Origin of the sequence: Agromyces sp. NDB4Y10 (genome assembly GCF_001620055.1) — a bacterium.
Lineage (GTDB): Bacteria > Actinomycetota > Actinomycetes > Actinomycetales > Microbacteriaceae > Agromyces > Agromyces indicus.
On the sequence record NZ_LQGY01000026.1, the window covers coordinates 1 to 22,387 of the forward strand.

25 protein-coding genes are annotated in these 22,387 nt (G+C 73.1%); 17 read left to right on the top strand and 8 right to left on the bottom strand.

Translation table 11 applies throughout. The annotated features are described in order from the left end of the window. Positions 1–203: 203 nt before the first annotated feature. On the top strand, positions 204–731 hold the full coding sequence (locus AVP42_RS06850; protein ID WP_067947433.1) for a hypothetical protein: 528 nt from the start codon (positions 204–206) through the stop codon (positions 729–731). Between the two features lie 19 nt (positions 732–750). Here the strand turns inward: AVP42_RS06850 and AVP42_RS06855 are convergent, their stop codons facing one another. After that, on the bottom strand, positions 751–1,170 hold the full coding sequence (locus AVP42_RS06855; RefSeq protein WP_067947435.1) for a hypothetical protein: 420 nt from the start codon (positions 1,168–1,170) through the stop codon (positions 751–753). Positions 1,171–1,282: 112 nt separating this feature from the next. On the opposite strand from AVP42_RS06855, the gene AVP42_RS06860 reads away from it, so the two are divergent. Then, positions 1,283–2,143 carry an NAD(P)-dependent oxidoreductase gene (locus AVP42_RS06860; RefSeq protein ID WP_067947437.1) on the top strand — a complete coding sequence of 287 codons (861 nt, stop codon included), beginning with the start codon at positions 1,283–1,285 and terminating at the stop codon, positions 2,141–2,143. Positions 2,144–2,155: 12 nt separating this feature from the next. Here the strand turns inward: AVP42_RS06860 and AVP42_RS06865 are convergent, their stop codons facing one another. Beyond that, positions 2,156–3,214 carry a LacI family DNA-binding transcriptional regulator gene (locus AVP42_RS06865; protein WP_067947439.1) on the bottom strand — a complete coding sequence of 353 codons (1,059 nt, stop codon included), beginning with the start codon at positions 3,212–3,214 and terminating at the stop codon, positions 2,156–2,158. A 202-nt stretch (positions 3,215–3,416) separates the two neighbouring features. Here AVP42_RS06865 and AVP42_RS06870 point away from each other — a divergent pair, with 202 nt between their 5' ends. The 5 genes from AVP42_RS06870 to AVP42_RS06890 all read left to right on the top strand — a co-directional run bounded on the left by AVP42_RS06870 (position 3,417) and on the right by AVP42_RS06890 (position 8,199). Continuing rightward, positions 3,417–4,271 (top strand): ABC transporter substrate-binding protein, encoded by an 855-nt coding sequence (locus tag AVP42_RS06870; protein WP_067947441.1) that lies wholly within the window; start codon positions 3,417–3,419, stop codon positions 4,269–4,271. Between the two features lie 84 nt (positions 4,272–4,355). Further along, on the top strand, positions 4,356–5,147 hold the full coding sequence (locus AVP42_RS06875; RefSeq protein WP_067947443.1) for an amino acid ABC transporter permease: 792 nt from the start codon (positions 4,356–4,358) through the stop codon (positions 5,145–5,147). Then, positions 5,144–5,914, top strand: a complete 771-nt coding sequence (locus AVP42_RS06880; protein WP_067947445.1) for an amino acid ABC transporter ATP-binding protein — start codon at positions 5,144–5,146, stop codon at positions 5,912–5,914. The genes AVP42_RS06875 and AVP42_RS06880 overlap by 4 nt, the downstream gene beginning before the upstream one ends. Continuing rightward, on the top strand, positions 5,914–6,978 hold the full coding sequence (locus tag AVP42_RS06885) for a Gfo/Idh/MocA family oxidoreductase (protein ID WP_067947447.1): 1,065 nt from the start codon (positions 5,914–5,916) through the stop codon (positions 6,976–6,978). Before AVP42_RS06880 ends, AVP42_RS06885 begins: the two co-directional genes overlap by 1 nt. Before the next feature lie 48 nt (positions 6,979–7,026). After that, positions 7,027–8,199, top strand: coding sequence for an FAD-binding oxidoreductase (locus AVP42_RS06890; protein ID WP_067947449.1), 1,173 nt, complete (start codon positions 7,027–7,029; stop codon positions 8,197–8,199). Between the two features lie 60 nt (positions 8,200–8,259). On the opposite strand, the gene AVP42_RS06895 is transcribed toward AVP42_RS06890, so the two are convergent. Further along, a complete protein-coding gene (locus AVP42_RS06895) occupies positions 8,260–8,448 on the bottom strand; it encodes a hypothetical protein (protein WP_067947451.1) in 189 nt (62 codons plus the stop codon). 201 nt (positions 8,449–8,649) lie between these two features. Here AVP42_RS06895 and AVP42_RS06900 point away from each other — a divergent pair, with 201 nt between their 5' ends. Next, positions 8,650–9,393, top strand: a complete 744-nt coding sequence (locus AVP42_RS06900; protein WP_067947453.1) for a glucose 1-dehydrogenase — start codon at positions 8,650–8,652, stop codon at positions 9,391–9,393. 92 nt (positions 9,394–9,485) lie between these two features. Here the strand turns inward: AVP42_RS06900 and AVP42_RS06905 are convergent, their stop codons facing one another. After that, positions 9,486–10,514, bottom strand: coding sequence for an NAD-dependent epimerase/dehydratase family protein (locus AVP42_RS06905; RefSeq protein WP_067947455.1), 1,029 nt, complete (start codon positions 10,512–10,514; stop codon positions 9,486–9,488). A 68-nt stretch (positions 10,515–10,582) separates the two neighbouring features. Here AVP42_RS06905 and AVP42_RS06910 point away from each other — a divergent pair, with 68 nt between their 5' ends. Both AVP42_RS06910 and AVP42_RS06915 read left to right on the top strand, forming a co-directional pair. Next, positions 10,583–11,197 carry a TetR/AcrR family transcriptional regulator gene (locus AVP42_RS06910; protein ID WP_067947457.1) on the top strand — a complete coding sequence of 205 codons (615 nt, stop codon included), beginning with the start codon at positions 10,583–10,585 and terminating at the stop codon, positions 11,195–11,197. A 42-nt stretch (positions 11,198–11,239) separates the two neighbouring features. Continuing rightward, positions 11,240–12,187 carry a GlxA family transcriptional regulator gene (locus AVP42_RS06915; protein WP_067947459.1) on the top strand — a complete coding sequence of 316 codons (948 nt, stop codon included), beginning with the start codon at positions 11,240–11,242 and terminating at the stop codon, positions 12,185–12,187. A 178-nt stretch (positions 12,188–12,365) separates the two neighbouring features. Here the strand turns inward: AVP42_RS06915 and AVP42_RS06920 are convergent, their stop codons facing one another. Beyond that, entirely contained in the window at positions 12,366–12,884 is a 519-nt protein-coding gene (locus AVP42_RS06920; protein ID WP_067947461.1) for a VanZ family protein, read from the bottom strand. Positions 12,885–13,117: 233 nt separating this feature from the next. On the opposite strand from AVP42_RS06920, the gene gap reads away from it, so the two are divergent. From gap to AVP42_RS06940, 4 genes are all read left to right on the top strand, one after another. Next, a complete protein-coding gene (gene gap, locus AVP42_RS06925; protein ID WP_067947464.1) occupies positions 13,118–14,113 on the top strand; it encodes a type I glyceraldehyde-3-phosphate dehydrogenase in 996 nt (331 codons plus the stop codon). Between the two features lie 264 nt (positions 14,114–14,377). Next, positions 14,378–14,932 carry a dihydrofolate reductase family protein gene (locus AVP42_RS06930; protein ID WP_067947477.1) on the top strand — a complete coding sequence of 185 codons (555 nt, stop codon included), beginning with the start codon at positions 14,378–14,380 and terminating at the stop codon, positions 14,930–14,932. Between the two features lie 126 nt (positions 14,933–15,058). Then, on the top strand, positions 15,059–15,703 hold the full coding sequence (locus AVP42_RS06935; protein ID WP_067947465.1) for an NADPH-dependent F420 reductase: 645 nt from the start codon (positions 15,059–15,061) through the stop codon (positions 15,701–15,703). A 104-nt stretch (positions 15,704–15,807) separates the two neighbouring features. Next, positions 15,808–15,996 carry a hypothetical protein gene (locus tag AVP42_RS06940; RefSeq protein WP_067947467.1) on the top strand — a complete coding sequence of 63 codons (189 nt, stop codon included), beginning with the start codon at positions 15,808–15,810 and terminating at the stop codon, positions 15,994–15,996. A 70-nt stretch (positions 15,997–16,066) separates the two neighbouring features. Here AVP42_RS06940 and AVP42_RS06945 read toward each other — a convergent pair whose 3' ends face one another. Continuing rightward, positions 16,067–16,537: a hypothetical protein gene (locus tag AVP42_RS06945; RefSeq protein ID WP_067947469.1), complete on the bottom strand. Its 471-nt coding sequence runs from the start codon at positions 16,535–16,537 to the stop codon at positions 16,067–16,069. 300 nt (positions 16,538–16,837) lie between these two features. Here AVP42_RS06945 and AVP42_RS06950 point away from each other — a divergent pair, with 300 nt between their 5' ends. From AVP42_RS06950 to panD, 3 genes are all read left to right on the top strand, one after another. Next, positions 16,838–17,953: an acyl-CoA desaturase gene (locus AVP42_RS06950; RefSeq protein WP_082847058.1), complete on the top strand. Its 1,116-nt coding sequence runs from the start codon at positions 16,838–16,840 to the stop codon at positions 17,951–17,953. A gap of 73 nt (positions 17,954–18,026) precedes the next feature. Next, a complete protein-coding gene (locus tag AVP42_RS06955; RefSeq protein ID WP_067947471.1) occupies positions 18,027–18,716 on the top strand; it encodes a VOC family protein in 690 nt (229 codons plus the stop codon). Positions 18,717–18,746: 30 nt separating this feature from the next. Beyond that, entirely contained in the window at positions 18,747–19,175 is a 429-nt protein-coding gene (gene panD / locus AVP42_RS06960; protein WP_067947473.1) for an aspartate 1-decarboxylase, read from the top strand. A 70-nt stretch (positions 19,176–19,245) separates the two neighbouring features. Here panD and AVP42_RS06965 read toward each other — a convergent pair whose 3' ends face one another. Further along, positions 19,246–20,571 carry an MFS transporter gene (locus tag AVP42_RS06965; protein WP_067947475.1) on the bottom strand — a complete coding sequence of 442 codons (1,326 nt, stop codon included), beginning with the start codon at positions 20,569–20,571 and terminating at the stop codon, positions 19,246–19,248. Further along, the coding region (locus AVP42_RS06970) for a bifunctional hydroxymethylpyrimidine kinase/phosphomethylpyrimidine kinase (protein WP_231878564.1) at positions 20,568–22,387 on the bottom strand (1,820 nt) is incomplete at its 5' end. The genes AVP42_RS06970 and AVP42_RS06965, both read right to left, overlap by 4 nt.

Here is a 22,387-nt window from a genome sequence, read left to right on the forward strand (position 1 = left end):
CCCCGCCTCGCGCCCCCGGCCGACGGGCCCCGTGAGGCGCTGCTCGCGCTCGCCGACGAGTGGAACCTCGGCGGCGCGGTGCCCCGCGTGCTCGCCGCGCTCGACCGCACGAGCTGAAGGGCGGCCGCGGCGCCTCCGGCCGGTCCGGCGCGCGCGGGCGCGCCCTCGGGCCGACCAACGTGCGGCGCCGTTAGCCTGCGGAGATGAACCGGACCACTCGCATCGGACCAGCGCCCGCCGTCACGCTCCTGGCCGGCGCGGTCGCGCTCGCCGGCCTCCTCGCCGGGTGCGCCCCCGGAAACCCCGACCCGACCACCACGCCGAGCGCGCCGCCGACGACGAGCGAGCCCGCCGAGACGACGCCGCCCGCCACCGAGACCGCGCCGCCGACCGAGGAGCCCGCCGCCCGCGGCGCGGGCAGCTCGCTCGAGGCGATCGACGCGTACGCGCTCTGCCGCGCCCAGACCGGCCGCTTCTACGGCGACCCGGGCCGGACGGTGTTCGCGCCGTTCGACGCGGCGACGGTGCTGCAGCGCGACGACGGGCTCTGGTACGTCTACATGGACGTCGAGGATCCGAGCCAGGAACCTGAGCTCGTCGACGTCGCGGGCAGCGAGTGCATCGTCGGCGGCACCATGGGCGAACCGCAGTGGGAGCTGTTCGGATCGATCGCGCGCGACGTCGCCGACGAGTCGATCGCCGATTACAACCGCTCGCTCGGGGGAGCCTGACCCGCGGCATCCGCTCGCATCAGGTGGGGACGCCGGGCCTCGCCGGTGCCGACGACGGCAGCCAGTGCTCGGGCGCGGGCAGTTCGACCCCGCCGGATGCCGCGACGATGACGACGAACGCGTAGGCCGCGACGAGGATGGCGAGGCCGCCCAGCACCATCGCGGCGGGCACCGCCCACGAGACCCGGAAGCCCTCCCGGCGATACCGCGGCGCCGCCATGCCGGCGACCCAGATCGCCACGGTCCCGAAGCCGGCGATCCACACCGTGCGGAGCGCGTCGCCCTCGAGCGGGGCGAAGACGGCGATGCCGAGCGCGCCGACGCCCATGAAGAGGGCGGCCCAGGCGAACAGGCGGGCCATGCCGAGTCCGCCGACATCCGTCTGGTCCTGCCACCACGGGGTCGGATCGCGCGGATCCTGCTCGGCCGGCTCACTCATGGGTCGATCGTACGCGGGCGCCGCGCCCATCGGTCGGCGGGGGTGGACGGCGGTCCGGCCCGGCCCGGAGAATGGGCGGGGCAGTCGCGCGACGGCGACGAGGGGGAGCGGCATGGGCAAGCGGATCTGCGTCACCGGGGCGTCGGGCCTCGCCGGACGGGCGGTCGTGACCGATCTGCTCGAGCACGGCTACGAGGTGCTCGCGACCGACGTGGTGGCGCCGTCACCGCTCCTGCCGGCGCGGTGGTCGCGGCCCGACCTGACGTACACGCAGGCCGACCTGACCGATGCCGGCGATGCGTTCGAGGTGATCGACGGGGTGGACGCGGTCGCGCACCTCGCGGCGATCCCCGCGCCGTCCATCTTCACGCCCGCCCGCACGCTGAACGTCAACAACGCGGTGAACTCGAACGTCTTCCTCGCCGCCGCACGCGCCGGGGTCGAGCGGGTCGTGTGGGCGTCGAGCGAGACGACGCTGGGCCTCGACTTCACCCGGGACGCCCCGCCGGCCTACCTGCCCATCGACGAGGACCACTACCCGCGGCCGACGACGACCTACTCGCTCTCGAAGGTGCTCGGCGAGACCATGGCCGAGCACATCTCGGACTGGTCTGGCATCCCGTTCGTCGCGCTGCGGTTCTCGAACGTCATCGACCCGGACCGCTATGGCGAGTTCCCCGGCTTCGAGGAGGCGCCCGAGTCGCGGCTGTTCAACGCGTTCAGCTACATCGACGTGCGGGATGCCGCGGCATCCGTTCGACTCGCCCTCGAAGCCGAGGTGACCGGGGCCCGCAGCTACGTGATCGCGAACCGCGACACCGTCATGTCGCGGTCGACGGCGGCGCTCATCGAGGAGTTCTTCCCGGGCGTCGAGCTGCGGCGGGAGTTCGGCGAGCACGAGTCGCTCTTCGCGATCGACCGGGCGCGGGCCGAGCTCGGCTTCGAACCGCAACACGGCTGGCGCGACGCCTGACGACCTCCGGCCTCAGCTTCGCGGCGGCGCGATGGACTCGCGTTCGACGAGGCGCTGGGCCAGGACCACGTGCTCGGTCGGTGCCCCGTCGCCGGCGATGCGCCGGATGAGCAGCCGCGCGGCCTCGGCGCCGATCTCGTGGATGGGCTGGGCCATGACGGTGATGCCCGGGGCGGACAGGCTGGTCCAGTCGGCGTCGTCGAACGCGACGAGCGACACGTCGTCGGGGATCCGGCGCCCCAACGTGCGGAGCTCCCGGAAGGCGGCCTGCGCGATGAGGCTGTCGGAGGCGACGATGGCGGTGATGCCGTCGTCGACGAGCGCACGGACGACCGCCGGCACGCCGTCGCGCGCGTTCAGGCGGACGAACCGGGCGGGATCGTCGACGCCCGCGTCGGCGAGCGCCCCGACGAACCCGCGCACGCGGTCGTCGACCGAGCTCGAGCCGAGTCGATCGCCGACCCGGTACTCGTCGGCGTGCGCGATGGTCGACACGAACGCGATCCGGCGGTGTCCGGCGTCGAGCAGCAGCTGGGCGAGTCGTCGCGCGCCCGCGAGGTTGTCGGCGACGACCGTGTCGACGTCGAGCCCGTCGGCGACGCGGTCGAACAGGACCATCGGCCGGGCCCGCTCGACCGCCTCCCGCAGGCTCGACGGGTCGGTGGTGGAGGCGGGCGCCACGAGGATGCCGTCGACGCGCTTGGCCAGCAGCACCGAGATCGCGTTCTCCTCCGCGACGGCGTGCTCGTCGGAGTTCAGCAGGATCAGGTCGTAGCCGGCGGCCTTCGCGACATCCGCCGCCCCTCGCGTCGCCTGGGCGAAGAACGGGTTCTCGATGTCGCCGACGATGATGCCGATGGAATTGGACCGGCCGGTCGTCATCGTCTTGGCCAGGGCGTTCGGGTGGTAGCCGAGCTGCTCGGCCGCGGCCTGGACGCGGTCGCGCACGGCCTCGCTGGCGGCGCCGTAGCCGCCGAGGACGCGGGCCGCCGTCGCCTTCGACACCTTGGCCGCGGCGGCGACGTCGCTGACCGTGACCTCCTTGCGGCCGTTCAGCGGATCCACCGGCATTCGAGCACTCCTCGGAAAAAGTTGTTGACGGATGTCTCGAGCGACGGTTAGTGTGCCGGAAACGCATTGAGACCGGTCTCAATCTACGCGATTGAGACCGGTCTCAACAAGAGCCGGCCGCACCAGCCCGACTCGCGTCCGCACCACCCGAGCACCATCCGACCAGCACCACCACCCACATTCCGAACCGAAGGAACGCACCGTGAAGCAGCGCACCCTCCTCCGCCGCACGGCCGTCGCGGCCGTCGCCGCGGCCACCGCCCTCGTCCTGTCCGCCTGCGCCAGCGGCGCCGCGGGAGACCAGGCGACCGACGCGGCCGACGACAACCCGTACGGCCTCATCACCCCCGGCCAGATCCGCGTGGCGAGCCTCGGCGACGCCAAGCCCTACACCTTCACCGACGAGAGCGGCGAGTTCACCGGGTTCGACGTCGAGCTGTTCACCGACGTCGCCGGCCGCATCGGCATCGACGACGTCGTGTTCACCGGCCAGGACTTCTCGGGCCTGCTCGCCGCGGTCGCCAACGGCCAGTTCGACGTCGGCGTCGCCGCGATCGGCATCACCGAGGAGCGCCAGCAGACCGTCGACTTCTCCGACGGCTACCTCGCCGGCTACCTCACCGTCATGGCGAGCCCCGAGGCCGACATCGCCGACGAGGACGACCTCGCCGGGAAGCGGCTCGGCGTCGTGCAGGGCACCCTGCAGGAGGCGTACGCGGTCAAGAACTTCACCGAGACCGAGCTCGTCCGCTTCCCCGACAACAACGCCGCGATCTCCGCGGTGAACTCCGGCGCGGTCGACGCGCACTTCCTCGACTACGAGGCCGCCAAGGAGTACGCGGCGCAGTACGGCCTGGAGAACGCCATCGACATCCCGTCGTTCGACGCCCCCGCCGGCTTCGCCATCGCCAAGGGCAAGCCCGAGTTCCAGGAGGCCCTCAACGAGGCCCTGCACGAGGCCATGGAGGACGGCACCTGGAAGGAGCTCTACCAGAAGTGGTTCCCGGGCTCGCCCATGCCCGAGCAGTACCTGCCCTCGAGCGAGCAGGGCGAGTAGCCCTCGCCTCGCGTCCCGGTGCGGGCCGCCCACAGCACCCGCGCGGCCCGCACCGGACCACCACCCGAACAAACGGAGCACAACATGGACTGGCTCGACAACCTCGTCGCCACCTTCCTCGACTTCGACGCGATGTGGCAGGTGTTCCCGCAGCTGCTCGGCGTCGGCCTCGTGAACACGCTCGTCATCTCGATCGCGGCCACCGTCATCGGCGTCGTGCTCGGCATGATCGTCGCGATCATGGGCATCTCGCGCGCGCGCTGGCTGCGCGTGCCCGCCCGCGTGTACACCGACGTCTTCCGCGGCCTGCCCGCGATCCTCACCATCCTGCTCATCGGCCAGGGCTTCGCGCGGATGAGCCAGCAGATCTTCGGCCCGTCGCCGTACCCGCTCGGCATCCTCGCCCTCAGCCTCATCGCGAGCGCCTACATCGGCGAGATCTTCCGCGCCGGCATCCAGAGCGTCGACCGCGGCCAGCTCGAGGCCTGCCGCGCGCTCGGCATGAGCTACGGCAGCGCCATGCGCCTCGTGGTCGTGCCGCAGGGCGTGCGCCGGGTCCTGCCCGCGCTCGTCAACCAGTTCATCGCGATCGTGAAGGACTCGAGCCTGGTCTACTTCCTGGGCCTGCTCGTGTCCGAGCGGGAGCTGTTCCGGGTCGGCCAGGACGCGGCCGTCCTCACCGGCAACCTGTCGCCGCTCGTGATGGCCGGTCTCTTCTACCTCGTGATCACCGTGCCGCTCACGCACCTCGTGAACTACTTCGACGAGCGGTTCCGCACCGGCCGGCGCAAGGCCGCGCCGCCCAAGAGCGGCCTCGACGAGGTCGAGGAGCAGCAGACCCCGCCGACCGCACTCACCTACGGGAGCAACACATGACGTACACGTCTCCGGTGCCGATCACCGACGGGCACCTCTACACCGGCTCCAGCCTCGAGCTGCGCGGGCTCACCATGGCCTACGGCGACATCGAGGTGCTCCGCGACGTGAGCCTCACCGTCCAGCCGGGCACCACCACGTGCATCATCGGCCCGTCCGGTTCGGGCAAGTCGACGCTGCTGCGCGGGGTGAACCGCCTCCACGAGCCGAGCGGCGGCGACGTCCTCCTCGCGGGCGAGAGCGTGCTGCGCCAGAGGCCCGACGTCGTGCGGCGACGGATCGGCCTGGTGTTCCAGCACTTCAACCTGTTCCCCGACCACACCGCGCTCGAGAACGTCGCGCTCGCCCTGCGCAACGTGAAGCGGATGTCGCGGCCCGAGGCGAACCGCATCGCGCACGAGCGGCTCGCCGAGGTGGGGCTGGCCGAGCGCGCCGACCACCGCCCGCGCGACCTGTCCGGCGGGCAGCAGCAGCGGGTGGCCATCGCGCGGGCCCTCGCGATGGAGCCCGAGGTCATGCTCTTCGACGAGGCCACCAGCGCGCTCGACCCCGAGCTCGTGAAGGGCGTGCTGAGCCTCATGGCGCAGCTCGCCCAGCGCGGCATGACCATGCTCGTCGTCACCCACGAGATGGGCTTCGCCCGCAGGGTCGCCGACCAGGTCGTGTTCATGGACGAGGGCCGCGTCGTCGAGCACGGCCACCCCGACGACCTCTTCGACCGCCCGCAGAGCCCGCGCCTGCGTCGCTTCCTCAGCGAGGTGCTGTGATGACGGATGCCGCATCCGCCCGCGTCGGCGACCCCATCCGCACCGCCGTCGTCGGCTTCGGCACGAGCGGGCGGGTGTTCCACGCCCCGTTCCTCGACGCCGATCCGGCGTACTCGCTCGACGTCATCGTCACGCGCGACGGATCCCGTCGCGCGGCCGCCGCGGCGCGGCATCCGTCGGCGGCGACCGTGGCCACGGTCGACGGCCTGTGGGCGGCGGCCGACCGGTTGGACCTCGTCGTGATCGGCTCGCCGAGCGGCACGCACGCGACGCTCGCCGATGCGGCGCTCGACGCGGGCCTCGACGTCGTCGTCGACAAGCCGTTCGCCGTCACCGCCGACGAGGGCCGGGCGCTCATCGCGAAGGCGGCGCGGCTCGGCCGGACGCTGACGGTGTTCCAGAACCGCCGATGGGACGGCGACTTCCGCACGGTGCGTCGGCTCGTGGAGTCCGACGCGCTCGGCGAGGTGCGCCGGTTCGAGTCGCGCTTCGAATGGTGGAAGCCGCAGCCGCCCGCCTCGTGGAAGACCGAGGCGACGCCCGCCGAGGGCGGCGGCATCCTCTACGACCTCGGCACGCACCTCATCGACCAGGCGGTGCAGCTGTTCGGTCCGGTCGCGGAGCTGACCGCCGAGATCGATCGCCGGCGCCCTGGCGCCGCCGCCGACGACGACGTGTTCGTCGCGCTCCGGCACGAGTCGGGCACGCGGTCGCACCTCTGGATGAACGCCGTCGCGCCCGTCTTCGGCCCGCGCTTCCACGTGCTGGGCTCCCGCGCGGGGTACACGAGCTGGGGCCTCGACGGCCAGGAGCCCGCGCTCATCGCGGGCGCGCTGCCGACCGACCCCGGCTTCGGCGAGACGCCCGAAGCGCGCTGGGGCGTGCTCGGCGTCGACGGCGCCGCCCGGCCCGTCCCGACCGATCGCGGGGACTACGGCGAGTTCTACCGCCTCCTCGACGCCGCGATCCGCGACGGCGCGCCCGTGCCCGTGGACCCGTCCGACGCGGTCGCCGTGCTCGAGCTCATCGAGCAGGCGCACGCCGCGGCATCCGTCACCGCCTGACCGCGCATCGCACCGATCACCCGAACCACCTGAGAAGGAACATCACCCATGTCTGCAACCGAACCGAAGCCCGTCGTCGTCATCGGCGGCGGCATCCTCGGCGCCTCGACGGCCGCGCACCTCGCGCGGGCCGGCGCGCCGGTCACCCTCGTCACGGCCGGTGCGCTGGCCGACGGCGCGTCCGGCCGTTCCATCGCCTGGCTGAACTCGTCCGGCGACCGTTCGCCGGCCTACCACTACCTGCGCCTGCTCGCGCTCGACCGCTACCGCACCTGGAGCGTCCGTCACCCGGAGAGCGGCAGCTACCTGCGGTTCGACGGCGCGATGAAGTGGGCGGGCCCGGGGGAGAGCCTGCGGCAGACCTTCGCGTTCGAGCGCGCGGGCGGCTACGACGCCGTGTGGGTCGAGCGCCACGACGTGGCCTCGGTCGCGCCCGACGTCGACCCGGCCTCGGTCGCGGAGGAGGGCGCGATCTTCAACGCCGGCGAGGGTTGGGTGAGCCTGCCCGACCTCATCGCGGCACTCGTCGGGGAGGCCGTCGCCGACGGCGCGACCGTCGTCGAGCGTGCGGGCGACGTGCGCGTCGACGTGCGGGACGGCGCAGCGGCGGGCGTGATCCTCGGCGACGGCACCCGGGTGCCCGCCGAGCGGGTCGTGCTGGCGACGGGCGGCGACGTGCCGGCGCAGCTCGCGGCCCTCGGCGTCGCCGTGCCGGATGCCACGCCGGCCGCCTTCGTGCTGTTCACCGACCCGGTCGACGTCGAGGTGCGCACCGTGCTCAACACGCCCCGCGTGGCCGTGCGCCCCACGCCCGACGGCCGGCTCGTGCTCGACGCCGACTGGGCCGAGAAGTCCGTCGCGGTCGCCGACGACGGCACCGTCACGGTGCCCGATGAGGCCGTACAGGGCCTCCTCGACGCGGCCTCCGAGGTGCTCGCGGGCCACCCGCGCCTCACGGCGGAGCGCGTCGGCGCGGGACTCAAGCCGATCCCGGGCGACGGCGAGCCGGTCGCCGGTGCGGTCCCCGCGATCCCGGGCCTCTACACCCTGTTCACGCACTCCGGCGCGACGCTCGGTCTCATCCTCGGCGAGCTGCTCGCCGAGGAGATCGTGACGGGAACGCCGTCGCCGGTGCTCGCGTCGTTCCGCGTCGACCGGTTCGCGGCGATCGACGCGCCCGAGGCGGTCGGCACGGGCGCGTGGGCGCCCGTCACCGCCTAGCCGCGACCCGTTCCGGGCGTGCGACGGGGGCCCGCCGTCATGGCGGGCCCCCGTCGGCGTTCACTCGTGCACGCCCGTGACGTCCGGGTCCTCCTCGGGCTCGAACGTGTTCTTCTCCTCGGTGACGCCGACGCCGACGCCGTCCGGCGCGTCCGGGATCGTGCCCTGGCTGCCGGCGCCGTCCTGGCCGTCGTCGCCGGCCGTGCCGGTGCGGTCCTCGCGGTCCTCTTCGGGTGGGATGTCGCTCATGGTCGCTCCTCTCCTCCGTGGACCCTCCACGCTCGCAGCATCCGCTTGCCGCGGCCAGCGCTTGACAATCCCAGCGCGCACCCAGCCACGACGTAATCGACACATGTAGATTAGACGTGTACCCGGAGCCATCCGACCCCGGGCCCAGAAGGCAACGGATGCCGCGGGCCGATCGCCCGCGGCGAGACAAGGAGCGTCAACATGGCACGCGTCAGCGGCAAGGTCGCACTCATCAGCGGTGGAGCACGGGGCATGGGGGCGTCGCACGCCCGCCTGCTCGTGGCGGAGGGCGCGAAGGTGGTGATCGGCGACCTGCTCGACGACGAGGGCGCGACGCTCGCGGCCGAACTCGGCGACGAGCACGCGCGGTACGTGCACCTCGACGTGACCGACTACGCCCAGTGGGAGTCGGCCGTCGCGGCGGCGACCGAGGCGTTCGGGCGGCTCGACATCGTGGTGAACAACGCCGGCATCGCCAACTTCGGCTCGATCGAGGAGTACCCGATCGACGCCTGGCAGAAGATCATCGACATCAACCTCACCGGCGTGTTCTACGGCATCAAGGCCGCGATCCCCGCGCTGAAGGAGTCGGGCGCCGGCTCGATCATCAACATCTCCTCGACCGCCGGCCTGCAGGGCTACGAGGCGCTGCCCGGCTACAACGCCGCGAAATTCGGCGTGCGCGGCCTCACGAAGAACGCCGCGCTCGACCTCGGGCGCTACAACATCCGCGTGAACTCGGTGCACCCGGGCGTCATCCGCACCCCCATGACCGAGGAGCTCGAGACGCCGCAGAACCACGTCGCCCTGCATCGCGTCGGCGAGCCCATCGAGCTGTCGAACCTCATCCTGTTCCTCGCGAGCGACGAGTCGAGCTTCTCGACCGGCGCCGAGTTCGTCGCCGACGGCGGCGAGACCGCGGGGCTCGCGCACTACGAGAGCTGAGCCGGCGCCCGATGCGCACCCCCGAGCGGATGCTGCGGCCTCGCGTCGCGGCATCCGCTCGCCCGTTCGACGCCGCCCCCGGCGGACCGGGGTCAGGTCCGGACGAGCCCGAGGTCGACGAGGCTCCGCGCCGCGGCCAGCACGGCCTCCTCGCGCGAGCGCGGCGTCCAGCCGAGCAGGCGGGTCGCCTTCTCGTGCGAGGCGTCGACGCGCCGGCCGAGCTCGGCGGCGATCGTCCGCGCCTCCCCGACGAACGGGGCCGCGGCGCGGACCACCCAGTCGGGGAGCACCCGCGTCGTCGCACGGCGGGCCCGGTCGCCGAGTCCGGCGCGCATGAGCAGCGACAGCTCGCGGTACTCGAACGCGTCGCCCGACACGGCGAGGAACCGTTCGCCCGCGGCATCCGGATGCCGCATCGCGCGCACGTGCAGGTCGGCGACGTCGCGCACGTCGACCGCGTTCACCGTGCCGCGCGGCACCGCCGGGTACTTCCCGTTGAGGAGCGCCAGCAGCAGCTCGAGCGAGGCCGACAGGTCGGTGCCGATCGCCGGGCCGAAGATGCCGACCGGGTTCACCGTCGCCAGTTCGAGGTCGCCGCCCTCCCGGCCCACGAAGTCCCACGCCGCGCGCTCGGCCAGCGTCTTCGACCGCACGTACGGCGTGATCGTTCGCGAGGACGGGTCGGTCCAGTCCTCCTCGGTGAACCGGCGGCCGGGATGCGTCCGGTAGCCGATCGCCGCGAACGACGACGTCAGCACCACGCGCCGCACGCCCGCATCGCGGGCCGCGCGCAGCACCCGCAGCGCCCCGTCGCGGGCGGGCACGATGAGCTCGTCCTCGTCCTTCGGCTGGCGCGCCGGGAACGGCGAGGCCACGTGCAGCACGTGCGTGGCCCCCTGCACGCCTGCCGGCCAGCCGGCGTCGTCGAGCAGGTCGGCGGTCGCGACCTCGAGTCCGGCCGGATCGGCCCCCGCGAGCCGCACGAGCGCACGCAGGTCGTCGGCCCGCTGCGGGTGCCGCACGGTCGCCCGCACGCGCGTGCCATCGGCGAGGAGTCGCACGATGCAGTGGAGTGCCACGAACCCCGTGCCGCCCGTCACCAGGACCAGTTCGTCGTCCATGCGCACCTCCGGGACGGACTCTACCGGGCGGTCCCGAGCGTGCGGCGAGCCGCGGATAGGGTGACGGCATGAGCGAGACCGGCCCCGACCCGACGCTCGACGACCCCCGGCAGCGGCGCACCCGTGCCGCGCTCACCGACGCGCTGCTGCGGCTGCTCGAGCACGAGCCGCTCGACGCGATCACCGTCGCGCGCCTCTGCCGCGAGGCGGGCGTGCACCGCACGACGTTCTACGCGCACGCGCCGAGCGTGCACGCGTTCGCGCTCGCCGTCTTCACCCAGGACCTCGACCGGCTCACCGCGGTCGATGTCGAGCCGGCCGGCGAGACGCCCGAGCACGTCGCCGAACGCTACCTCGACTCGCTCACGAGGGTGCTCGACCACGTCGCCGTCGAGCGTGCGGGCTACCGGGCGCTGTTCGGCTCGGCGAGCCGCGGCGTGTTCCGCACGGCCCTCGACGAGCGGATGCGGCGGCGCGCCCGGCTCGCGCTCGAGGTGTGGCGCGCCCAGGGCGTGCCCGGCGCACCGGTCGCCGCCGCCGCGATCGACGAGGCGGCCGCGTACGTCGCCGGCGGACTCGTCGGGGCGATCGAGACGTGGGCGATGGGCGACGAGACGGATGCCGCGGCATCCGCTGCGCGCATCGCGACGCTCATGCCCGGCTGGTGGCCGCAGGCGCGCTGACTCCCGCTGCGGGATCCTTGCGGTCGGTGGCATCCTTGCCACATGACGAGGACCAACCACCGCGTCGCCGTGCTCGTGCTCGAGGGCGCGAAGCCGCTCGACGTGGGCATCCCCGCGCAGACCTTCACCACCCGGGCGAGCATGCCCTACGAGGTGCGCGTCTGCGGCGCCCGCCCGGGCCCCGTGACCGGCGGCGACGGGCTCTCGTACCACGTCGCCGACGGGCTCGAGGCGTTCGAATGGGCCGAGACGATCTTCATCCCCGGATACCGGCACCCCGACCGCGAGGACCCGCCGGCCGACGTCGTCGACGCGCTCCTCGCCGCGCACGCCCGCGGCGCGCGGATCGCGGCGATCTCCACTGGCGCGTTCGCGCTCGCCGCGACCGGCCTGCTCGACGGGCGGCGGGCCACGACGCACTGGCACTACACGCGGGCGCTGCGGGCGCGGCATCCGCTCGTCAACGTCGACGAGAACGTGCTGTTCGTCGACGAGGGGCAGGTGCTGACGTCGGCCGGCGCGGCATCCGGCATCGACCTCTGCCTGCACCTCGTGCGACGCGACCACGGCGTCGCCGTGTCGAACCACGCAGCGCGGCGGCTCGTCGCGGCGCCCTACCGCAGCGGCGGGCAGGCGCAGTACGTGCCGCGGGCGCTGCCCGAGCCGCTCGGCGACGTGTTCGCGGCCACCCGGCAGTGGGCGCTCGAGCACCTGCACGAGCCGATCACGCTCGAGGACCTCGCGCGCAACGCGACCGTGTCGCCGCGCACGTTCTCACGGCGCTTCGTCGACGACACCGGCTACACGCCCATGCAGTGGATCCTGCGGGCGCGCATCGACCTCGCCCGCGAACTGCTCGAGCGCACCGACCTCGGGGTCGAGCAGATCGCCGCGCAGGTCGGGCTCGGCACGGGCGCGAACCTGCGGCTGCACTTCCAGCGCATCCTCGGCACGTCGCCGTCGGAGTACCGTCACACGTTCGCCGCCTGACCTGGCCGCGTCGTTGCGCGCTGCCGTTGCGCGGTGCCGTTGCCCGGTGTCGTTGCGCGGTGCCGTTTTCAGGAGGTCGTCGGCGTGTCGCGGCGGTGGGCGGCGTGTCGTCCTGAGAACGGTGCCGTTCGGGCGTGCGGCTCCTGAGAAAGGCATCCGACCGAGCGGATGCCGGGGATCAGCGCCCTGAGCGGCTCGCCGTGAGCTCGCCCGTGCGTCCGGCGTCGCGGAGCTCGCCCGTGCGTCCGGCGGCGGGTTCGACCGGCTGGGGACGCAGTACGCGAGTCGCGAGGCGCACCGCGGCGTCGATGGTGCGGGCTCCGACGACGCCGATGAGGGCGCCTACCGTGTTGGCGAGGAGGTCGCGCGGGTCGGAGATGCGGTCGGCCAAGGGGATCTGCGCGAGCTCGATGGCGAGGCTGAAGCCCGCGGCCATCACGACCGGGACCGCGAACGACACGCCGCGCAGGGCGAACGCGAGCAACGCGCCGAGGGGCACGAACATGAGCACGTTGAGCATCAGCTCGGTCTCGAGGCCGGTCGTCCAAGTGGACGGCTCGAGCCAGAGACGCCAGTCGAGCACGCCGTTCGGCGATTGGTTGCCCAGGCCCGCCCGCGGCACCGAGCCGAGGGTCGCCCAGAGCACCAGGCCCGCATAGGCGAACAGCAGGACGGCGGCGGCTCGGGAGGGTCGCATCCTCCCATCGTGTCGGGCGAGTCTGTGCCTCGCCTCCGAGCCGCCTCAGTGCGGCCCATGCGCTTCCCGTGACGACCCGCCGAAGCCGAGTGATCGCGAGCCGATCGCACCATTGGCGAGATCCTTGCGCACGCTGTCTTGCAAGCCACTTCCGAGAGCGGATGCCGCGGTCCAGAGTGGTCCCGAAAACCTCGTGGTCCTGATGCCGCGAGTCGAGAAAGGAACACCTCGCAATGACCCGCATCGCCGTCAACGGCTTCGGACGCATCGGCCGCAACACCCTGCGCGCCCTCCTCGAGCGCGACTCGACCCTCGAGGTCGTCGCCGTGAACGACCTCACCGACCCCGCCGCCCTCGCGCGGCTGCTCAAGTACGACACCGTCGGCGGCCGCTTCGGCCGTTCGGTCGAGGTCGACGGCGACGTGCTCGTCATCGACGGTCACCGCGTGAAGGTGCTCGCCGAGCGCGACCCGGCGAAGCTGCCCTGGGGCGAGCTCGACGTCGACATCGTGCTCGAGTCGACCGGCCGCTTCACCGACGCCGAGGCCGCGCGCGCCCACCTCGCCGCGGGCGCGAAGAAGGTGCTCGTGAGCGCCCCGTCGAAGGGTGCGGATGTCACGCTCGCCTACGGCGTGAACACCGACGCGTACGACGCATCCGCGCACACCGTCATCTCGAACGCGTCATGCACCACGAACGCGCTCGCCCCGCTCGCGAAGGTCCTCGACGACCTCGCCGGCATCGAGCACGGGTTCATGACGACGATCCACGCGTACACGCAGGACCAGAACCTGCAGGACGCCCCGCACTCCGACGCGCGCCGCGCCCGTGCCGCCGCCGAGAACATCGTGCCCTCGTCGACGGGTGCCGCGAAGGCCATCGGCCTCGTGCTGCCGCAGCTGGACGGCAAGCTCAACGGCGACGCGATGCGCGTGCCCGTGCCGGTCGGCTCGATCGTCGAGCTCAACGCGACCGTGTCGAAGGACGTCACGCGCGACGAGGTGCTCGCCGCGTACCGTGAGGCCGCCGAGGGCGAGCTCGCGGGCGTGCTCGAGTATTCCGAGGAGCCGCTCGTCTCGAGCGACATCGTCGGCAACCCGCACTCGTCGATCTTCGACGCCGAGCTCACCCGCGTCGACGGCAAGCACGTCAAGGTCGTCGCCTGGTACGACAACGAGTGGGGCTTCTCGAACCGCGTGATCGACACGCTGGAGCTGCTCGCGGCCTGACGTCGGGGTCGAACGCGAGAACGGATGTCGCGCCGGTGGGGGAGTGGAGCCCCCGCCGGCGCGATTCGCGTCTGCGCCCCGCGCGCGCTCGGCCCCCCGCTGGAACCACGTTGTCGCGTCCGAACCCTGCTCCGTCGTGGTTCCGCGGCGAGAACCTGGTCCGAACGCGAATCCGACGCGCGTGTCGATTCCCGGCGGTGCCGTTCGACGTCCAGAGTGAGGGGCGGACGGACCGCCCCGGACCGATCCCGAATGGAGACCGCCATGCGCACCCTCATCGTCACCGAGTTCATGACCCTCGACGGCGTCGTCGACTCGCCCGGCGGTGGCGAGCACCCGCGGGCGGGCTGGACCTTCAACGAGGTGCCCTTCGTCGAGGAGATGTACGAGATCAAGGGCCGCGAGCAGGATGAGGCCGGCGCCATGCTGCTGGGCCGCGTCAGCTATGACGAATTCGCCCCGGTCTGGCCAGCCATGGACGAGTTCGACGTCTACAACGCCATGCCGAAGTACGTCGTCTCGTCGACCCTCGCCGACCCCGAGTGGAACAACACGACCGTGCTTCGCTCGCTCGACGAGGTCGCCGCCCTCAAGCAGGGCGACGGCGAGGGCACCATCATCGTGCACGCGAGCCCGACCCTCGCGCAGGGTCTCGCCGAGGCGGGTCTCGTCGACCGGTACCACCTGCTGGTGTTCCCCGTCGTGCTCGGCGAGGGCAAGCGCCTCTTCACCGGCCGCGAGCAGGGCTCGCTGAAGCTCGTCGAGCACGAGGTGTACTCGAACGGGGTCGTCAAGCAGGTCTTCGACGTGGTGCGATGAGCGAGCGGATGCCGCCGGCAGGGCCGGCATCCGTCGGCGCCCTGCTGGGCTGAGCGGCGGCTGGGGATCGGAGCGGATCGGCGCGGATCGGGAAGAGGACGGCCGCGGCATCCGTTGCCTGACACCATGACCACACTCGGAATCATCGGAGCAGGCAACATCGGCAGCCAGGTCGCGCGCGCGGCCGTGGCGAACGGGTACGACGTCGTGATCGCCAACTCGCGCGGGCCGGAGACGCTCGCCGACCTCGTCGCGGAGCTCGGCCCCCGGGCGCGGGCCGCCACCGCGGAGGACGCGGGCGCGGCGGGCGACGTCGTCCTCGTGACCGTGCCGCTCAAGGCGTACCGCGACATCCCGGTCGAGCCGCTCGCGGGGAAGATCGTGATCGACACGAACAACTACTACTGGGAGCGCGACGGCCGCATCGCCGCCATCGACGAGGGGCGCGCGACGGTGTCCGGCCTCCTGCAGGAGCACCTGCCCACCAGTCGCGTGGTGAAGGGGTTCAACCACATCATGGCGAAGGACATCACGACGGATGGCACGCCCGCGGGCACGCCCGGACGCCGGGCGCTCGCGACCTCGAGCGACCACGACGACGCCGTCGCGTTCGTCACCGAGCTGTACGACCGGTTCGGCTTCGACACCGTGAACGTGGGCCCGCTCGCGGAGAGCTGGCGCGTCGAACGCGATCAGCCCGCGTACGTCGTGCCGCAGACCCGCGAGGAGCTGGTGGCGAACCTCGCGCGGGCCGAGCGCCTCGCCGCCTGAGCGGCGCGCCGGCCCTTGGCATCGACCGCTCCCGGGCGGTATGTTCTCGTCTCACCGGTTGACGACGGCGTCATGATCGCTCCGACGACCGAGAAGAGGAGACCATGATCTACGAAGACCGGGACCGCCTGAAGCGCGCCCTGCAGGCCACGACCGAGGGGCGCCACCGCGAGGTCGAGCTCGACGAGGCCGCGCGCGAGTGCGCCGAGGCCCTGCTGACCGGGTCGATCGACCTGGCGCAGGTGCACGCGCAGCGCTACTCCGAGTTGAAGGGCGAGCCGGCCGGCGCCTGACGCCCGCTCACGGGAGACTTGGCGAGACCGTTCGCCCGGCGGGGCGGCGCACCGCTCCGCCGGGCTGAGGTCAGCTGTAGTTCGGCGGACGCCGGGGCGAGAAGTCGACCAGCTCGACCTCGGTCAGCACGTGGTGCGCGCGTTCGGCGGCGCGGGCGGCCAGCTCGGCGGCATCCCTCGCCTGGGCCGAGCGGGTCGTGGCCACGCCGGCCCCGATCTCGTCGAGCAGCGAGCCGATGAGTTCGGCGAGCCCCTCGCGGAGCTCGGCGAGGTTGGTGTTCTCGATGAGCAGGCGGCGATCGGCGGCGCGGAGGGTGACCGTGCGGTACCCGGCCTCGCTGAGGCGGGCGTCGATCTCCGGTGAGGCGAGCAGGTCGAGTTCCTGCGGGAGCGGTCGGCGCGTGAAGACGGCGCTGACGGTGTACCGCTCGGGAGCCTCGATGGTGCCGAGGGTCGAGGGGAGGTCGTTGACGAGGATGTGATCCACGGCGAACGGGGCGAACGGCTCGGGGTCGGCGGGCGGGGCCGCCGCGTCGGTCATCGACGTGCCGATGCGCGGGTGCCGGCGGGCGGCAGATGGGATGTGCTCATCTCCGGAGCGTAGGCCGGGAAGATGTGGGGGCTCACAGTTTCAACTCACGCCGACGCCGACGCCGACTCGGAGGCTGACACCGACACCGACCCGGCCGCCGACGCCGACCCGCGACCTGAGAATCCCTCGTGTATCCGGTTCGGCGGGCCGCTTCCCGCGTAGCCTGAAAGCGGCGGGTCAGAGTGAACCCGAACGTCGAGGAATCCCGGGTCGCCCACGCACGAGGTCGTGCGGGGAAGCAGGTCCGGAATGACCGGAACATCACCTGCCGCGGCATCCGCGGCCACCATCGCGACGAAGCCACGTCGAGGCGATCGAGCCGCGGCGAACAGCGACTTCACCGACCTGGCGCGGCTCGTGAAGTCCGCCGGGCTCATGCGCCGACGATACGGGTACTACTGGACGAAGCTCAGCCTGATCCCGCTCGCCTACATCGTCCTGGTCGCGGCGTTCATCTGGATCGGTGACACCTGGTGGCAGCTGTTCACCGCCGTCGTCTTCGCGGTGCTGTTCACGCAGACCGCGTTCCTCGGGCACGACGCCGCCCACCGGCAGATCTTCCGGTCGGGGCGCTGGAACGACTGGATCAGCCTCATCCTCGGCGACTTCTTCGTCGGCATGAGCTACGGCTGGTGGCAGCACAAGCACACGCGCCATCACGCGAATCCGAACCAGGTCGGCGTCGACCCCGACATCGACCTGCCCGTGATCGCCGTCACGCCCGACCGGGCCGCGAAGACCCGGACGCCGCTCGTGCGGTGGGTCATGTCGCACCAGGGCGCGTTCTTCTTCCCGATCCTGCTGCTCGAGGGGCTGTCGCTGCACGCGTCGAGCGTGCGCCGCGTCTTCCAGCGCGCGCCCGTCGCGCGCCGCCCCGTCGAGATCGCGTTCCTCGGCGTGCGGATCGTCGGGTACGTCGCGCTCGTCTTCCTCGTGCTCTCGCCGGGCGTCGCGGCGGCGTTCCTCGCCGTGCAGCTCGGCGTGTTCGGCGTCTACATGGGCATGTCGTTCGCGCCGAACCACAAGGGGATGCCGCTGGTGCCCAAGAGCCTGAAGCTCGACTTCCTCCGGCGACAGGTGCTCATGAGCCGCAACATCCGCGGCAACCGGATGCTCGACTTCATGATGGGCGGCCTCAACTACCAGGTCGAGCATCACCTGTTCCCGTCGATGCCGCGTCCGCACCTGCGTCGCGCCGCGCCCCTCATCGCCGCGTACTGCCGGGAGCGCGGAGTCGCGTACACCGTCACCGGGCTCTGGCAGAGCTACGGGATCGTGCTGCGGTACATCAACCGGGTCGGCCTCGGCGAACGCGACCCGTTCACCTGCCCGCTCGTCGAGCAGCGCGCGAGCCTCACCCGATAGCTCCCCGGTCGGCCCGGCGACCGCGGCCCCCCACGCGGTTGCCGGTGTCGGCGGGGGGCGCGAGCATGGCCGCATGGATGCCGCGCCCGACCCGATCACCCCGGAGCAGTTCCACGACGCCGACGGCACCGACGACTGGCGGGTGCTGTACTGGGGTGCGCACGCGTTCTTCCGGGCCGGGTCGTATGCGGCCGGCGCCCGATTCGTCGCGGCGATCACGGCGCTCGACGAGGTGGTGCGCCACGAGCCCGACGTCGACCTGCGGCACGAGGGCGTCGCCGTGAAGCTCATCAGCCGCGACATCCGGAACCTCAGCACCCGCGACCTCGACGTCGCACGGCGCATCTCGGCGGTGGCGCGCGAGCACGGGCTGGCCGCGGATGTCGCGGCCCTCCAGGTCGTGCAGACCGCGGTCGCGTCGCCCGAGTCGGCCGACGTGACGCCGTTCTGGCAGGCGGTGCTCGGGTACGTACGTCCGAACGACACGCACCTCGTCGACCCGCTGCGCCGGAGCTCGTCGGTGTTCCTGCAGCCGACCGACGCGGTGCGCCCGAACCGCGGACGCATGCACGTCGACGTCTGCGTGCCGTACGACCTCGTGCAGGCCCGCCTCGAGGCGGCGCTCGCCGCGGGCGGTCGCCTGGTCGACGACTCCGAGGCGCCCGACTGGTGGACGCTCGCCGACGCCGAGAACCACAAGGTCGACGTCACGGCCTGGATCGGGCGGCGCTCGGTGCGTCTCGAGGAGGAACGTCCGGCGTAGCGTGCGGCGGCGACGCGGCAGGATCGGAGCATGACCCGCTTCTCCCGCACGATGCTGAAGTCGAAGATCCACCGCGCGACCGTGACCCACGCCGACCTGCACTACGTCGGCTCGATCACGATCGACGTCGACCTGCTCGAGGCCGCCGACCTGCTGCCCGGCGAGCTGGTCACGGTGGTGAATATCAACACCGGAGCACGCTTCGAGACGTACACGATCGCGGGCGAGCGCGGCTCGGGCGTGCTGGGCATCAACGGGGCGGCGGCGCGGCTGGCGGCGCCGGGCGATCTCGTGATCGTGATCTCGTGGGCCTCGGTCGAGTCGACGGATGCCGCCGGCTTCGCGCCGCGCATCCTGCACGTCGACGCGGCGAACCGCATCGTCGAGCTCGGCGACGACCCGGCGGCATCCGTCGTCGAGGGGCTCGCGACGCCGCCGCACGCGCTCCTCGGGCGGTGACGGCCGCGCTTGCCGCGTCTCCCTTGGCGGGCGGTGCCCACGGCGGTGCGCACGGTGGAGGCCGGCCCCGCTAGGCGCGCGGAGCGGCCACGGGCCGGGCGAGCGCGGCGCCGAGCACGCCGAGCACCGCGCTGCCGAGCATGAGCGCCGCGATCGGCCACCAGTGCCCGGTCGCGGCGAGCAGCGCCGTCGCCGCGAGCGGGGCGAGCCCGCCGCCGACGATCGACGCGGCCTCGCGCCCGATCGTGATGCCCGAGTACCGCACGCGCACGTCGAACAGCGACGCGAACCACGCGGGCTGCACGCCGTCCGCCGCGGCGTTCACGAAGCCGATCGCGAGCGTGACGACGGCGATGACGAGCGCCGCCGAACCCGTGTCGAGCACGACGAACAGAGGCACGGCGAGCACGCCGAGTCCGCCGAGCGCGACGAGCACGACCCGGCGCGGTCCGACGCGGTCGCCGAGCGCGCCCCACAGCGGGCAGAGCACGGCCGCGACCGTCGCACCCGCGAGCAGCGCGGTGAGCGTCACCCATCGCGGCATGCCGAGCACGGTCGAGGCGTAGCCGAGGCAGAACACCGAGATGACGTAGAAGCTCGTGTTCTGGCCGAGCCGCACGAGGAACACGGCGATCACGTTGCGGGGCCGGCGCACGGCCCCGACGAGCGGGCGCCGGGCGCGGCGTCCGTCGCGGAGGACCGCGGCGAACTCGGGCGACTCGTCGACGCGCCAGCGCAGGTACGCCGCCACGGCGAGGAGCACGAGGCTCGCGACGAACGGCACGCGCCATCCCCACGCGAGCAGCGCCGCCTCGTCGAGCACCGCGACAAGCACGACGAACGCGAGGTTGCCGAGGACCAGCCCGACGTACACGGCGCTCGAGATGAACCCGCCGCGAAGCCCCCGCCGGCTCGGGGCGTGCTCGAGGGCGAGCAGCACGGCGCCCGACCACTCGCCGCCGGTCGCGGCGCCCTGCACGAGCCGCAGCGCGACGAGGAGCATGGGCGCAAGCGCCCCGACCTGGGCGTGCGTGGGCAGCAGCCCGATGAGCGCGGTCGCGATGCCCATCACGAGCAGCGTCGCGATGAGGGTGCGCCGTCGGCCGATGCGGTCGCCGAAGTACCCGGAGACGAGTCCGCCGAGCGGCCGGGCGACGAACCCGGTCGCGTAGACGGCGAACGAGAGCAGCACGCCGGTGAGCGGATCCTCGCCGGGGAAGAACAGCACCGGGAACACGAGCGCCGCCGCCGTGCCGTAGAGGAAGAAGTCGTACCACTCGAGCACCGTGCCGAGCGACGCGGCCGTGACCGCACGCCGGGCGCCCGCCGGGTCGGGCGGCGGCTCGGTGGGGTGAGCGGATGCCGCGGGCCGGCCGGTCGCGGTCGTGGCGCTCATGCGGGCACCCCCTCGCCGGGCGCGGTCGCCGACGCCGCGAGCGGCGCCGCGAAGAACGCGAGCTCGTGCTCCGACGAGCGCCGGTAGGCGCGCCGCATCCGCTCGCGTACCTCGGGCGTCGCGTGCGCCGCGGTGTCCGACACCATGTCGATCGCCTGGCGGTTCGCGACGGCGAAGCCCGGGTCGGCGTAGGTCGCGAGCCACGACGCGTACGGGTGCGCGGGGTCGAGCGCCGCGGGGCCGAACTCGCCCGCCGCGAGGCGTGCGCCGAGGTCGGCGTACAGCTGGAAGCACGGCAGCAGCGCGGCGATGAGCACCGGGTAGTCGCCGCGCGCGCCGGCCGCCGCGAGGTGGTCGAGGTACGCGGTCGTCGCGGGTGCCGGGTCGGGCGGCGCGGTGGTCCGGCCGAGCCAGGACCGGTGCAGCTCGAGCTCGCCCGCGATGGCGCCCTCGGCCGACCTCGCCCAGAACGCCTGCGCCGTGGCCTCCGGTGCCAGCGCCGCCGCCACGGCGAGCACGCGCGCGTAGTCGCGCAGGTAGAGCGCGTCCTGCGCGAGGTAGAACCGGAACGGCTCGCGCTCGAGCGTGCCGTCCGCCAGTCCGCGGATGAACGGCAGTTCGTCGATGCCGCGGCGCACGTCCGCGATGCCCTCCCACCAGTCGGTTTCGACCTCGGCGGGCGTCGGGGCGGTGGCGAGTCCGCCGCGCGCCCACAGCCCGGCGAAGTGGTGCACGGGCCCGTGGCCGCCGCCGACCTGCAGGGTCTCGCCGTGGCGGAGCGACTCGCGCAGCCAGCGCCTCGCCTCGCCGACGGCGGTCTCCCAGTCGCCGGTCGCGGCGCGGCGCGTGGCGATCGCCGACGACAGCGAGCAGCCCGTGCCGTGGGTCGCGGTCGTCGCGATGCGCTCGCCCGGGTACTCGACGAGGCGAGCGGATGCCGCGTCGACGAGCGCGTCGGGCGCGTCGGCGCCGCCCAGGTGCCCGCCCTTCGCGAGCACCCGCACGCCGGTGGTCGCCGAGAGCGCCTCGGCCTGCGCGATCGCCTCCGACCACGTGCCGGCCGGGGCGCCGGCGTCCGCGAGCACGGCGAGCTCGGCGAGGTTCGGCGTGACGAGGTCGGCGTGGGCGAGCAGGTCACGCAGCGCCGCCTCGGCGTCGGCGTCGAGCAGGCGGTCGCCGCTCGTGGCGAGCATGACGGGGTCGAGCACGACCACGGGCGGGCGCGTGCGTGCGAGCCAGTCGCCGACCGTGCGGATCACCTCCGCGTTCGCGAGCATGCCGATCTTCACCGCGTCGACGGTGATGTCGTCGGCGATCGCGTCGAGCTGCTCGGCGAGGAACGCCGCGGGCGGCACGTGCACGGCGCGGACCCCGCGGGTGTTCTGGGCGGTGAGGGCCGTGATGACGGCCATGCCGTACCCGCCCGATGCGGCAATCGCCTTGAGGTCGGCCTGGATGCCGGCGCCGCCGGAGGGGTCGCTGCCGGCGATGCTGAGCACCCGCGGCACCGTCGCCTGCGGTGCTCGGGCCGCACCCGACGCAGCCGGGCGCCGCTCGAGGTCCGTCCACGCGCGCGCGAACTCCTGCGCGGCGGCCCGCGGGTCCGCGGCGGCGCAGACGGCCGACACCACGGCCACGCCCGCCGCGCCCGCAGCCCGCAGGTCCGCGACGTCCTCCGCTCGCACCCCGCCGATCGCGACGCAGGGCAGCGGGCTGGCCGCGGCGATCCGCGCGAATCCCTCGATGCCGAGTGCCGGCGGGGGGGCGGGCTTGGTCGCGGTGGGGCGGATGACGCCGACGCCGAGGGAGGCGACGG

What these genes read in the sequence shown, in the direction of transcription:
- AVP42_RS06920 (WP_067947461.1), bottom strand. Translation starts at nt 12,884, where the DNA reads ATGCGACCCTCCCGAGCCGCCGCCGTCCTGCTGTTCGCCTATGCGGGC.
- AVP42_RS06965 (WP_067947475.1), bottom strand. Translation starts at nt 20,571, where the DNA reads ATGAGCGCCACGACCGCGACCGGCCGGCCCGCGGCATCCGCTCACCCC.
- AVP42_RS06940 (WP_067947467.1), top strand. Translation starts at nt 15,808, where the DNA reads ATGATCTACGAAGACCGGGACCGCCTGAAGCGCGCCCTGCAGGCCACG.
- AVP42_RS06950 (WP_082847058.1), top strand. Translation starts at nt 16,838, where the DNA reads ATGACCGGAACATCACCTGCCGCGGCATCCGCGGCCACCATCGCGACG.
- AVP42_RS06895 (WP_067947451.1), bottom strand. Translation starts at nt 8,448, where the DNA reads ATGAGCGACATCCCACCCGAAGAGGACCGCGAGGACCGCACCGGCACG.
- AVP42_RS06945 (WP_067947469.1), bottom strand. Translation starts at nt 16,537, where the DNA reads ATGACCGACGCGGCGGCCCCGCCCGCCGACCCCGAGCCGTTCGCCCCG.
- AVP42_RS06935 (WP_067947465.1), top strand. Translation starts at nt 15,059, where the DNA reads ATGACCACACTCGGAATCATCGGAGCAGGCAACATCGGCAGCCAGGTC.
- AVP42_RS06875 (WP_067947443.1), top strand. Translation starts at nt 4,356, where the DNA reads ATGGACTGGCTCGACAACCTCGTCGCCACCTTCCTCGACTTCGACGCG.
- AVP42_RS06850 (WP_067947433.1), top strand. Translation starts at nt 204, where the DNA reads ATGAACCGGACCACTCGCATCGGACCAGCGCCCGCCGTCACGCTCCTG.
- AVP42_RS06880 (WP_067947445.1), top strand. Translation starts at nt 5,144, where the DNA reads ATGACGTACACGTCTCCGGTGCCGATCACCGACGGGCACCTCTACACC.
- AVP42_RS06885 (WP_067947447.1), top strand. Translation starts at nt 5,914, where the DNA reads ATGACGGATGCCGCATCCGCCCGCGTCGGCGACCCCATCCGCACCGCC.
- AVP42_RS06860 (WP_067947437.1), top strand. Translation starts at nt 1,283, where the DNA reads ATGGGCAAGCGGATCTGCGTCACCGGGGCGTCGGGCCTCGCCGGACGG.
- AVP42_RS06900 (WP_067947453.1), top strand. Translation starts at nt 8,650, where the DNA reads ATGGCACGCGTCAGCGGCAAGGTCGCACTCATCAGCGGTGGAGCACGG.
- AVP42_RS06930 (WP_067947477.1), top strand. Translation starts at nt 14,378, where the DNA reads ATGCGCACCCTCATCGTCACCGAGTTCATGACCCTCGACGGCGTCGTC.
- AVP42_RS06905 (WP_067947455.1), bottom strand. Translation starts at nt 10,514, where the DNA reads ATGGACGACGAACTGGTCCTGGTGACGGGCGGCACGGGGTTCGTGGCA.
- gap (WP_067947464.1), top strand. Translation starts at nt 13,118, where the DNA reads ATGACCCGCATCGCCGTCAACGGCTTCGGACGCATCGGCCGCAACACC.
- AVP42_RS06910 (WP_067947457.1), top strand. Translation starts at nt 10,583, where the DNA reads ATGAGCGAGACCGGCCCCGACCCGACGCTCGACGACCCCCGGCAGCGG.
- AVP42_RS06865 (WP_067947439.1), bottom strand. Translation starts at nt 3,214, where the DNA reads ATGCCGGTGGATCCGCTGAACGGCCGCAAGGAGGTCACGGTCAGCGAC.
- panD (WP_067947473.1), top strand. Translation starts at nt 18,747, where the DNA reads ATGACCCGCTTCTCCCGCACGATGCTGAAGTCGAAGATCCACCGCGCG.
- AVP42_RS06855 (WP_067947435.1), bottom strand. Translation starts at nt 1,170, where the DNA reads ATGAGTGAGCCGGCCGAGCAGGATCCGCGCGATCCGACCCCGTGGTGG.
- AVP42_RS06915 (WP_067947459.1), top strand. Translation starts at nt 11,240, where the DNA reads ATGACGAGGACCAACCACCGCGTCGCCGTGCTCGTGCTCGAGGGCGCG.
- AVP42_RS06890 (WP_067947449.1), top strand. Translation starts at nt 7,027, where the DNA reads ATGTCTGCAACCGAACCGAAGCCCGTCGTCGTCATCGGCGGCGGCATC.
- AVP42_RS06955 (WP_067947471.1), top strand. Translation starts at nt 18,027, where the DNA reads ATGGATGCCGCGCCCGACCCGATCACCCCGGAGCAGTTCCACGACGCC.